A 12070-nucleotide genomic window follows, 5' to 3' on the forward strand; every position below is an offset into this window, starting at 1 on the left:
ATTCAATCAAGCGATATAGTTCCTATGAAAAAAGGCGTATCTCTTCATGATTAACAAGAGAAATACACCTTATTCGATTCGATAAAAATGATCACTTGCCTTGCTTCTTTCTCCTGTTTATACTTTCAGTTTACTAAACAGTCAGTCAATATACAAGCGTTTACAGAATAATTTTGAAAATACATTCTGTTTGAAATGTCCTACTCTCCTTTTAAATAAGAAAGGATCTCAGCAGCATTCGTATCTGGTTTTGCCTTTTCAAATACTTTTTCGATGATGCCTTCTTCGTTGATCACATAAGTGCTGCGAACAACACCCATGCTGACTTTGCCGTAAAGTTTCTTTTCTTTCCATACATCATATGCTTCAATGGCTTGACGATCCGGATCGGACAATAAGATGAATGGCAGATCATACTTTTTGATAAAATTTGCATGTGCACGCTGGGAATCTTTGCTGATACCGATGACCACGACATCTAACTGCTTGAATTCCTCATAGGCAGCCGCAAATGCGCAAGCTTGTCTCGTACATCCCGGCGTATTATCTTTTGGATAAAAATAAACAACGACTTTCTTTCCTTTGTAATCACTTAATGAATGACTGTTTCCCTTTTCATCCATCAATGTAAAGGATGGTGCTTTCATTCCCTCTTTTAACATCTTCTTCACTCCTTTATCGTACAAAAACATATATATGTGCATTTGATCTCTGCGGATCAAAATGATAATGCAGACGATCAAAATCTTTGATCCTCTCCGGATCTTCTATCTGCTTTTCACATAAATAACGAACCATTTCACCGCGGGCCATTTTTGCATAGACCCCTTTTTCTTTGATAGAACCATCTGGTTGTTCTTCGCCAAATATGATCTTGATCATCTGCAGCGGTTCTTTGCAGTAACGAGAAATACATTTACTATATTCTTCACTGGCAAGATCAACGATACAAGTTTCCTGTTTACTGATTTCTTTATATAAGTCATCTTTCCAGAAATCGTAAAGATTTTTACAAAAATCACTTTTCAGCTTTGCCTGCATTTCCAAGCGATAAGGGACGATGCCATCCAACGGACGCAAGATGCCGTAAAACCCGGAAAGGATGCGCACATGTTCTTGCGCATATGCAATTTGTTCTTCATCCAGCACGTTGACAGCCATGTATTGATACTGGATCCCGTCATACATCCACAAAGCTGGTTCTCCTTTGCTTTGAAGATCCATCTGTTGAAAACGATCATAATTTAATGTTGCCAAAGCATCGTTGCATGCCAATAATTTTTTTAACTCAGCCAATGGCAATGTCCTTAAATAGGTTAACAATTGTTTCGTCTTTTCTGTATATACAGGCCGTGTGCTAGCAGAGATCCCATCCACTTCGCTGCGCATCTTTTTTGCTGGAGAAATAATGATTTTCATAATTGACCTGCCCTTCTTTCATCAAAGTACTTACGCGATGATCTTTTCAAACATCTCTGCGCCTACCCCGCAGATCGGACATTTAAAATCAGCTGGCAGCGGATCACCCTCGTACACATAACCGCAGATACGGCATTTATATGTGATCGTCGATTTTTTCTCTTCTTGTTCCGGTTGATAAGTCGGTGCATTTTTAGGACTCTTTCCTTTAATGACATTGTGATAATATGCATATGTCATCGCCGTACCTGCTTCTAATGCTTTTGCATCCAGCACTTCGCCCAGGAAGACCGTATGTGTCGATGTTTCCATCGTATCGATGACCCGGCAGACGATTGCCCCTTTTGTTTTTGTTATGATCGGGGCGCCTTGCAGGATCTCATAAGCTACATCTTTAAATTTATCTACATCCTTGCTGCTTTGAAAGCCAAAAGTACCGATCAAAGAAGGATCGCTGTCTTCTGCCAAGATCGATACAGCAAACAGACCACTTTCCTTAATGCAGCCATTTGTATAGTTATCATGATTGACACTGACCGCAAGTGTCATAGGTGCAGATGTGATCTGCATCACTGAATTCGTCACACAGCCTACTGGGCGATCTTTATCCATCGTCGTCGTAAGATATACGCCGTAAGAAAGGTCATATAATACTTTATTTTCCATATTTTTTTCTTGTATGATACAAATGTACCTTGTCGTAGCATTCATATCACTTTTCCTTTCCAACCTTTTATATAATGTAGATAGAACCTTAGTACTCTTATATATTTATGTGGTTTATCTACTCAAAGGAGAGTGAATCTATAGGATCTTATTACATCTGTTTATAGCTGGATAGGTTTTGATATCTTCATGTCACGCAAGTTTACACTAGTAAGACCACTATAGAATGACAAGGTTCTAGAAAGGTGGTCTTTTTATGTCTAAACTGTTTTGTGGTATCGACGTTGCTAAATTTGAACACGTCGCAAGTATCTATGATCCTTCTACTGGTGAAATGATTCTTGATTCACTTCATTTTGATAATAACGATAAAGGTTTTAAAACATTATTATCTTCTCTTTCTAAATTGAACAAACGTTGCGAAATACTGATTGGTTTTGAATCAACCGGTCACTATCATCAGGTCTTATTCAATTTTCTAACTTCCAAGAAATATAAGTGTTTTTTAATCAACCCTTATATGACCAGTAAGTTTAGATCTATTTCTTTGCGTGATGCCAAGAATGACGATATCGATTCCAGAGCCATCGCAAAGTTCTTATCGTTTGAATATAAATCTTTGATTGAACAAGAATTCTTAAGCAGCGAATTGAAAGAGCTGGTTAATCAAAGACATTTCTTAATAATCGAGTCTTCAAAAATGAAAATCAAGCTAAAATCATATCTCGATAGAACATTTCCTGAACTTGAATCCATTGTTGATATCAACACAGCTGCTATTCGAGCTATTTTAAAGGAGTATCCAACCGCTAATTCTATATCTGAAGCTAGAATAGATAAACTAAAGAATCTAGCTAAAAAGGCTTCTAAAGGTAAATATTCTCTATCAAAAGTTGAAGCTGTTAAAGAAGCAGCTAAGACTTCAATCGGAATTCACTCTTTAAGCATTGGTTTGAATATCATTCAATGTATTGAAACTTTAGAACTAAAAGAAAGGCAGATTGATAGAATCGAAAAAGAAATCAAAGAACATCCTACTGTGCTTGATTCTCCTTTACATCAGTTAATTGGGATTAACGATATAGAAATCGGTTATATCATGTCTGCCATTATTAGTATAACTCGTTTTAGCTCTCCAGAAAAGATAGTAGCTTATGCAGGTTTAGATCCAAAGGTTAGACAATCCGGTACATGGAAGGCAAATACGACTAGAATGTCCAAAAGAGGAAACAAACTATTAAGATATGCTTTGATATGGACAGCTTTCAATATGACCAGAAGACCTGGACCTATGAAAAACTATTTTGCGCTAAAGAAGTCTCAAGGAAAGTCTCACTACAACGCCTTAGGACACTGTGCAACAAAACTTTGTCGTTACATTTTCTGGATACTTAATCATCCTGATTCAAACTTTGAATACCAATAATTTCAAACAATATTTTCATAAAACAAACTTTTTTATATAAATATATCATTTATAGCTATTCGTTATTTAAGACTACTTATATAACTGAGCTTTCGTATACCCTAAATATACTTTATTGAATTTTGACAATTCTTATCTTTTTTTACTTGACAGATTCATAGCTGGTCTCCTTTTAGCACATTGTTGCGCCATCTACTGCCAAGATCGCTCCTGTTATATAGGAAGCCAGATCGCTCGCTAAAAACAAGAATGCATTCGCCACATCCTGCGGTTCCCCTACTCTGCGCAAAGGAATGGTATTGATGATTGGCTGGATCACTTCTTTTGGCAATACTTTCACCATATCTGTATTCGTAACGCCCGGAGCAACCGCATTGACTCGAATCTGAACCGGACCTAATTCTCTGGCTAAAGATTTTGTCATCCCGTTAATAGCAAACTTGCTCATCGGATAGGCAACACCTGCCGGCTGTCCATACTGTGATACCATGGAGCTCGTATTCAAGATGACGCCACCGCCTTGTTTTTTCATATAAGGCACAACTGCCCTGCTGCAAACGTAGGCAGCTTTCACATTCAGATCCATGATCTGGTCAAATAGTGCTTCATTATATTGTTCAAATGGATGACTATCGCTCATCCCTGCATTATTGACCAAAATATCGATTCTTCCATACTTTTCAACGATCTTTTTCATTGTTTCTTCGATTTCTTTTTCATTCTTCAGATCAGGATACATTCCCTCAAAAACTGCATCAAAGAAATGCTCTTGTAAAGAAGCCATTGCTTGATCTACGCTTTCCTTTCGAGAGCCGAAAAAGATCACGGTTGCGCCATTTTCTAAATAGGTTTCTACGACTGCGCGACCAATGCCGCGTGTCCCTCCCGTTACGACCGCAATTTTTCCACTTAACATAGAAACACCTCCATTTTTATATTCCTTCTTTATCATCAGTATGCCCTATTTTTTATTATTTGTCGAGCTGACTGCTCTGAAAGAAAAATAATTTTCATGTTCTTGCTTTTCTTCATGTTTTGCTATACTTTTGTTGATGAGAGAAGAAAGGAAGATGGACATGCAGACGATGACAAAATGGGAAGGATTTTCCATTCTTCCGATACAGGAAACGATTTCCTCGACAAACACATGGCTCAAGGAACATGCTGCCGTGTATCCCGACCGCACGGTATTGATTGCAAAAGAACAAACCAACGGAAGAGGCAGAAATGAAAGAACATTTTATTCGGCAAAAGGAAAAGGGCTGTATCTGTCAATTTTATTAAAGGCGCACATGCAGGATCTGCCTTTCACGAAATTGACTGCTTGCAGTGCATTAGCCTTGCAGCGGGCCATTTTTGAAAACTGCCAGCTGCAGACACAGATCAAATGGGTCAATGACATCGTATACCAAGGGCATAAATTAGCCGGTATCTTATGCGAGACCCTGTATGAAGGCAATGCACCTACTGCCTTTATCATCGGCTTTGGCGTCAATGTATTTTCCCAAGTATTTCCAAAGATGGAAAACACTCCCGGTGCACTTGCCGATTTTGCACCAAATATGCCGTGCATGGATACATTGATCCTCTCCTTATTGCATCATTTTGCCCTCTGTCTCAAAGAAATTCATGATCCGGCAATCATGGAAGCATATCGGCAGTGTTCCTGTGTCTTGCAAAAGGAGATCCTCGTCAAAGAAAGAGGAAACAGTTATCCGGCCATCGCTTATGCAATTGACGATAACGGAGCCTTGCTCATTCAAACAAAGGAAAACAAAAAGATCTTGCAAAGTGGAGAAGTGAGCATTCGCATCCAAAAATAAGCCTTTTATCACTTGTTTTTCGCTTTCTCTTCTTGCATGGACCTTTTCTTTATTATATGATTATGGGAGTAAGCGGAAAGGATGTAATCTATGGCAAAAAGAGTAAGAACACGTTTTGCGCCGAGTCCAACTGGTTATATGCACATTGGAAATCTGCGCACAGCATTATTTGAATATTTAATCGCAAAGCATGAAGGCGGCGACTTTATCTTGCGTATCGAAGATACCGACCAGGGACGTTTGGTAGAAGGGGCAACAGATATTATTTATGACACATTGAAAACAGTCGGTCTCCAGCATGATGAAGGACCGGATATCGGCGGCGACCATGGTCCATACGTACAGTCACAACGTTTGCCAATGTATAAAAAGTATGCTGAAGAATTGGTAGAGCTCGGCGGAGCACATTATTGTTTCTGCAGCGAGGAAGAAATTGAACGCCAGCGCAAAGAGGCTGACAGCTTAGGTATTTCATTTAAATATGACGATCCTTGCAAACATATCTCTTTAGAAGAAGCAAAAGCCAGAGTAGCTGCAGGCGAACCTTATGTTATCCGTCAGACCATCAAAGGGGATGGAGAAACGTATTTTGATGATGAGGTTTATGGCCGTATTGAAGTGGATAAAGATGTTTTGGATGAACAGATCCTGATCAAATCAGACGGTTTCCCAACATATAACTTTGCAAATATCATCGATGATCATCAAATGGAGATCACGCATGTCGTACGTGGAAATGAATATTTATCTTCCACGCCGAAATATAATTTGATCTATCAGGCTTATGGCTGGGACATCCCTACTTATGTGCATGTACCTCCGGTAATGAAAGATGAGCATCATAAATTAAGCAAACGCAATGGCGATGCCAGCTTCCAGGATCTTGTCGCAAAAGGATATTTGCCGCAAGCAATCTTGAACTATATCGCGCTGCTGGGATGGTCTCCGGAAACAGAACAAGAAATCTATACGCTGGATGAATTGATCAAAGAGTTCAAGATTTCACGTATCTCCAAAAGTCCGGCAATTTTCGATATTGATAAACTGACTTGGATGAATGGCGTATATTTACGCAATATGAGCCTGGAAGAATTCTATGACCTGATCAAAGATATCTTGAAAGACAGCATTCATCGCGAAGTAGATTTACTTACGGTCGCTAAGATCCTGCAGCCGCGCATCGATACATTGGCACAGATCAAGGAAAGTGTAGACTTCATTGATACATTGCCGGAATATGATACTGCCATGTATGTTCATAAAAAGATGAAGACCACTCCAGAAATCGCATTAAAAGCATTACAGGCCGCAAGAAGCGCATTGGCGGATCTGCAGGACTGGTCGAGTGAAGAAAGTGTTCATGAACTGCTGATGGCTTTGCCAAAACAACTAGAGATGAAGAACGGTCAGCTATTATGGCCAGTTCGTACAGCTATCACCGGTAAACAATTCACACCAGGCGGGGCTATTGAAATTGCTTATATCTTAGGAAAAGAAGAAACACTTGCCCGCATCGACAAAGGAATTGAAAAATTAGAAGCAGAACTAAATCAATAAGAAGAAAGAGGCCGTAACGAAATAGAAGATTATAATTAAACGAATCTGTCTATTGAGGTTACGACCTCTTTTTTCTTTTCTTTACTTTGAAATTGTTTCAATTCTCCCAATTATCCCTGTTTTTTGGCATTATGAAAACACCTATTGTGGAAAACCTATCAACATTATTTATGCTTGTGCTTTTTTTCTTATTTTTTTGTTATGATATTTCATCAGATTAAAGCCTACGCACACCAACAGGAACTCCATTTCTACATTTTTGATGCTTCTCCTATGTAATCTGTCATAAGCATAATCTTCTTTTATCACTCCAAATGCTCCTTCGCTTTGTATGGATCTTTGCACTCGATGGCGGATTCCTTCTTCGCTGTTTAGCTTTTCTCTCGCTGTTCTTTCAAACTCCTCAAGTATCGGATTCACGCTTATCGTTCGATCTCCCTTGGCTTTCGTACATTGAGATTTGAGTGGGCAATCCGTGCATTTGCCACAACTGTGCGTTTGATTGATTCGATAATATTTGCTTCTCTTATCAACCGTTTCATTGATACAGCCAAATTCATGTCCTGCCGGGCAGATATATCTTCCATTTCCATTTCTGTTCCAGTTTGATTTGATGAATGTTTTTTTCTTGTAGCTCGTTTCTTTTTCTTTTGAATACATCATATATTTGATATAGGCTTCCATATCATTTTCTAAACAGAAGAAATAATTATCATAGGATCCATATCCTGCATCCGCTGCTACTGTTTTAGGCATCCTGTTATAAAGTGCTCTGAATGTTTCAAGAAATTTGATAAATGTCTTTTGATCGGTTCTATCCTGATAGATACAAGCCAATTGGATATATTCACTGCTTACTGCTATCTGTGCATTGTATCCTGCCTTGAAGATTCCTGTCTTCATATAATGGTCCTCTTTCATGTGCATCATCGTTGCATCGTGGTCTGTTTTCGAACAGCTGTTTCTGTCAGGACCGCATAGTTCAATTCTTTCCAAACAGTTTTGCAGTGTTTCTTTGTATTTCATCAATTCATCATAATAACGCTGAATCTGGCTTTTTCGCTTACCTTTTCCATAAATGAAAGTGATTCCCTCTTGTTCAACGATATGAAAAATTTGGTTAGCCATATTTTCTATGTCTTTTATTGTCCACTCCTCTTTTTGAGATGCTTCAATACGATCACCCAGTTTCCTGACCCATTCGTTTAATCGAGTGAATATTTTATCTCTTGTTTTGATTGCAGTCTTTTTCCAGATGAAAGTAAACTTGTTGGCATTGGCCTCAAGCTTGGTTCCATCAATATAAACCGTATCATGATCAATTGACGGATCTAATATCTCAATTGATTCAAATATATCTCTAAAAATGAATTGGATGTCATATTTTAAATACTTTTGGATGAAACGATGAAATGCCATGTGACTTGGCGTTTCCTCCTGCATCAAGAACATGAAACGGATGTCTTTTCTACAGCTTTTTTCAATATCTCTTAGACTATAAATATGATTCATGAACGCAAACAGGATGACTTTGATCATCTTGAAGGGATTATATTCTTCACGCCCTCTGTGAGCAGGGTGATCAAGATATTTGTTCCAGTTGACTCCTTCCATCACTTCAAGAAAACTGTACACCGGATCAGAAGAATCGATCTTTTTTTCACAATCCAGTGGTAAAATCATCTGAAATGCGGTATAATTCCTATTGCTCAAATAGGAATGATTTAGCTCTAACACTTCGATGTTTTTCATAGCTAAATTATACCAAAAAATGCATCCTTTCTCTTTCGAGATTAGATGCATTTTTTATTTTTGGCTATTCCTTATTCGTTACAGCCTCTTTTCCATAGTTGATTCTTTTTATGCTTTTCGTTAGAATGATAGTGTTATGTTCCCAATCAGGAGGTCATCATGAATTTATTGACTTATGCAGAAAGAGAAGAGAATGATCTTTTGCAGCAATGCGATCCACAATATCATCCCATGATCCGATCCATTTACATGCAATTAAAAAAAGCAAACTTGCCGAAATCCAGACGATTGGCATTTCTTTTTGACATTGTCGAGCAGTGCCGTTCACATACGATCAATGAAGAAAAAAGTATCACAAATTGTCAGATCTATATACAGGAAGAAAAAAAGAAATTGTCTCTGCTGCAGAGATTCCTTCTTTCTTTTTCAGATTTTCCGATTATCTTATTTTTATATACAGGCATTTATGAAGTCGCATTGGATGCTTTGGTAGAACCGCTCTTGAATCAATCTCCTATGCAGTACTCCTTCCCTTTGACTTTGTCTTTACTGGCCAATACCATGATCTTATATGTGATCACAAAAATATTGATGAGCCTGCTGCTGCGCTCTTCCAGTACCACTTCCTTTTATTACTGGCTCGTCATTCTTGGATGCTTCTGTGCTTTCTTAGGCCTGACCTATTTATCCCGGACATATTTAACTTATACGATCTTTCATTTTCCTACCATCCTGTTTCTGATCCTAACTGCAGCTCTTGCATGGGGATCTTTGATGTTACAGCGAAAGATCGATCATGATAAAAAATAAAAAGATAGGTTTGCTGATGTAATTTACATCCGCCCCTATCTTTTTTTATGCCTATTTATTTTCTATTCCTACAAAAGCTCGAATTTCATCTATGCGTTCCATCGTTTCATCATATCCCAGCTGAAACCAAGGTTCCAGCAATGTACGATCCGTCGTATAACGGGTAATTCCAAGGTCCTTCTTTGGCCGAAGGATCAGCGCCTTGCCTTCTTTTTCTAATTGTTTGACCTTTCCCCATTGTTCTTCATAGCGAATATGACGCTTTTTTAAATTTTCTGTCACTTCTTTATTTCCCGGGTAAACGAGTTTTGCCAAACGAAGCTGCCAGTTAGGTGCCGGTTTACGAACGTAGTTTTCTTCTTTTGTAGAAATGAAAATATGTTTTTCATTTCCTTTCCGAATGCTTTGTTCGATCGGTATCATATCGATCAATCCGGCATCCATATATTTATGTCCTAAGAATTGATATGGACGCGTCAAAAGAAATAATGCGCAAGCAGCTTTTACCAATGTCTGCTCTTTCGGATCAAAGTAGCTTTTGTCAAAATATTCAATCTGATTCGTATCCATATTATACAGACCGATATCTAACTGTGTTTCACTTTTGAAAAAGGTTTCTACATCCAGCGGAGCATGTTTCTCAATAAAATCACAGGTCGACTGGATACCAAATAAACCACGCTCATGAATCAATGGGCGTATGCCTACCGCACTTTTTTGAGAAGCAGACAGCACTCCAGTCACAAATAAACGGTCCCGCTGGCGAGACACATAAGCCAACAGGATCTCGGCTCCTGCACTGATGCCTGCCGCATAAGGAAGATATATCTTACAATCAAGAAGGCACTGCAAAGCACCAGCTGAATATGCTGCCTTTGTTCCTCCGCCTTCACAGATCAAACCTACATTTTTTACCATCTTCGACACCTCAATCTTACTTATTATAACCTACGTTGTATCATACGTAAAGAAAAAGAGATAGAAATACAATGATAAAGAAGATGTGTAAAAAGCTTTTATTTTCAAAGGTTTTTATACTTTCCTACTTTTTCCCATCGTTTGCATGACGCTGGCGATAGCGCCGCATAAAGCCTTCGTAATCCTCCACCACTTGTTGAGCAGGACCATACTCTTTTACGACACCGTCATGAATCCATAACACATCCTCACACAGCTCTAAGATACTGGCATTGCTGTGGGAAACGATCATGACTGTCTTATTATGATCGGATATGATCTCTTTCATCTTGGCATAGCTCTTTTCCCGAAAGTTGATATCCCCTACGCTCAACACCTCATCGATCAAGATGATCTCCGTATCCAAAATAGCCGTAATAGAGAAGGCAAGTTTTGAATACATTCCGCTGGAATAAGAACTTACAGGTTTATATATAAAATCCCCTAATTCGGAAAAGGCAATGATCTCGGGCAAACGCTGCCGGATTTCTTTTTCACTAAACCCTAATAACAATCCTGATAAAAAGATATTTTCCAGCCCGCTCAAGTTTGCCTGAAAACCAATACCGATTGCTAGCAACGATAAACGGTTTCCAAAGGTGTTGATCTCTCCTTGATCGGGAGAAAACACACCGGCAATCGTCTTCAGCAATGTACTTTTTCCACTCCCATTCTTGCCGATGATGCCGATGATCTTACCTTTGGGAACAGTGAAAGAGACCCCCTTTAAAGCCTCATAACAATCTCTGCGCTGACGGATCTGCCCTAAGCTCTTTCGCACAGAGAAAGATTTCATGCTGCGATAGATCACATGTACATCTTTTACTTCAATTGCGATTTCATCCATTGATCACACCACCTTTACATAACTGTTTTCGTGACGATACATTAGATGCAGTCCAATGAACAATAAAACGAAGGACAATATGGTCCAGTACAGAAACATTTTCAAATTCATCCATTCGCCATAAATGATGATCGAACGCAATTCATCGATCAAATAAGCAATTGGATTACCATGCGTCATCAGCCAATTTAAATTCAGCCCCAGAAACATCCGCTCTCCCAAACGGTCGCCAATATCGTAAAATACCCCTGAAAGATAAAACATGAAACGCAGGATGACCTGCACGATATTATAGAGATCATTCACATAGACTCCAAAATGGGCAACGATGATGCAGATAGAAAGCGTCAAGACAAATAACAGCACGATGATCGGTATGCAGCAGATCAACTGGATACGAAAGGGAATGTGATATGCCAGCATGAAGCCGATCACGATGCCGAAAGAAATGAGCATCTTAAAAAAATTCACATACATCTTTTCCAATATCAACATATATTTTGGTATATAGATCTTGGACACGATGCCTTTAAAGGTATTCACGATACGCACACTGATGGAAACATTCTTATTAAAGAAATTCCATACCGTTAGACCGATGATGACAACGACCGGCAAATATTCGCCGCTGGAACGAAATACGACAACAGTGATAAACACATATACCAGCATGAACAAAACCGGATCCAAGATCCACCAGATCCAAGTCAAATAAGAGGAAGAAACTTCCCCTTTCAACTCTGATTTTGCGGCATAGACAGAATAAGGGTTATAACGTTTGATATGGTTCACGATCTTTGACAACAAATCGAT

General features: G+C 38.8%; 12 protein-coding genes. 4 read left to right on the forward strand and 8 right to left on the reverse strand.

Translation table 11 applies throughout. The annotated features are described in order from the left end of the window. Positions 1-200: 200 nt before the first annotated feature. The 3 genes from bcp to BQ9859_RS09850 are packed head-to-tail and all read right to left on the reverse strand — an operon-like array spanning position 201 to position 2130. The gene (gene bcp / locus BQ9859_RS09840; protein WP_075877981.1) at positions 201-662 is read right to left on the reverse strand and encodes a thioredoxin-dependent thiol peroxidase; all 462 of its coding nucleotides are present in this window, start codon (positions 660-662) and stop codon (positions 201-203) included. A 13-nt stretch (positions 663-675) separates the two neighbouring features. Then, complete coding sequence (gene yaaA / locus BQ9859_RS09845) at positions 676-1419, reverse strand: peroxide stress protein YaaA (protein WP_075877982.1); 744 nt, start codon at positions 1417-1419, stop codon at positions 676-678. A 30-nt stretch (positions 1420-1449) separates the two neighbouring features. Continuing rightward, positions 1450-2130: a flavin reductase gene (locus BQ9859_RS09850; protein WP_235846427.1), complete on the reverse strand. Its 681-nt coding sequence runs from the start codon at positions 2128-2130 to the stop codon at positions 1450-1452. A 211-nt stretch (positions 2131-2341) separates the two neighbouring features. On the opposite strand from BQ9859_RS09850, the gene BQ9859_RS09855 reads away from it, so the two are divergent. Then, on the forward strand, positions 2342-3511 hold the full coding sequence (locus BQ9859_RS09855) for an IS110 family RNA-guided transposase (protein ID WP_075876442.1): 1170 nt from the start codon (positions 2342-2344) through the stop codon (positions 3509-3511). A gap of 172 nt (positions 3512-3683) precedes the next feature. On the opposite strand, the gene BQ9859_RS09860 is transcribed toward BQ9859_RS09855, so the two are convergent. Then, a complete protein-coding gene (locus BQ9859_RS09860; RefSeq protein ID WP_075877983.1) occupies positions 3684-4427 on the reverse strand; it encodes an SDR family NAD(P)-dependent oxidoreductase in 744 nt (247 codons plus the stop codon). A gap of 160 nt (positions 4428-4587) precedes the next feature. Here BQ9859_RS09860 and BQ9859_RS09865 point away from each other — a divergent pair, with 160 nt between their 5' ends. Together BQ9859_RS09865 and gltX are read left to right on the forward strand one after the other, a co-directional pair. Next, on the forward strand, positions 4588-5334 hold the full coding sequence (locus tag BQ9859_RS09865) for a biotin--[acetyl-CoA-carboxylase] ligase (RefSeq protein WP_075877984.1): 747 nt from the start codon (positions 4588-4590) through the stop codon (positions 5332-5334). A 90-nt stretch (positions 5335-5424) separates the two neighbouring features. Further along, positions 5425-6891: a glutamate--tRNA ligase gene (gltX, locus tag BQ9859_RS09870; RefSeq protein ID WP_075877985.1), complete on the forward strand. Its 1467-nt coding sequence runs from the start codon at positions 5425-5427 to the stop codon at positions 6889-6891. A 168-nt stretch (positions 6892-7059) separates the two neighbouring features. On the opposite strand, the gene BQ9859_RS09875 is transcribed toward gltX, so the two are convergent. After that, entirely contained in the window at positions 7060-8643 is a 1584-nt protein-coding gene (locus BQ9859_RS09875; protein ID WP_075877986.1) for an IS1182 family transposase, read from the reverse strand. A 159-nt stretch (positions 8644-8802) separates the two neighbouring features. On the opposite strand from BQ9859_RS09875, the gene BQ9859_RS09880 reads away from it, so the two are divergent. Then, positions 8803-9453: a hypothetical protein gene (locus BQ9859_RS09880; RefSeq protein ID WP_075877987.1), complete on the forward strand. Its 651-nt coding sequence runs from the start codon at positions 8803-8805 to the stop codon at positions 9451-9453. A 51-nt stretch (positions 9454-9504) separates the two neighbouring features. Here the strand turns inward: BQ9859_RS09880 and BQ9859_RS09885 are convergent, their stop codons facing one another. The 3 genes from BQ9859_RS09885 to BQ9859_RS09895 all read right to left on the reverse strand — a co-directional run bounded on the left by BQ9859_RS09885 (position 9505) and on the right by BQ9859_RS09895 (position 12064). Continuing rightward, positions 9505-10371, reverse strand: a complete 867-nt coding sequence (locus tag BQ9859_RS09885) for a patatin-like phospholipase family protein (RefSeq protein ID WP_075877988.1) — start codon at positions 10369-10371, stop codon at positions 9505-9507. Positions 10372-10495: 124 nt separating this feature from the next. Beyond that, a complete protein-coding gene (locus BQ9859_RS09890) occupies positions 10496-11257 on the reverse strand; it encodes an ABC transporter ATP-binding protein (RefSeq protein WP_075877989.1) in 762 nt (253 codons plus the stop codon). A gap of 3 nt (positions 11258-11260) precedes the next feature. Further along, entirely contained in the window at positions 11261-12064 is an 804-nt protein-coding gene (locus BQ9859_RS09895; protein WP_161941295.1) for an ABC transporter permease, read from the reverse strand. Between the last annotated feature and the right edge of the window lie 6 nt (positions 12065-12070).

Source organism: Merdibacter massiliensis, assembly GCF_900155395.1.
Lineage (GTDB): Bacteria > Bacillota_I > Bacilli_A > Erysipelotrichales > Erysipelotrichaceae > Merdibacter > Merdibacter massiliensis.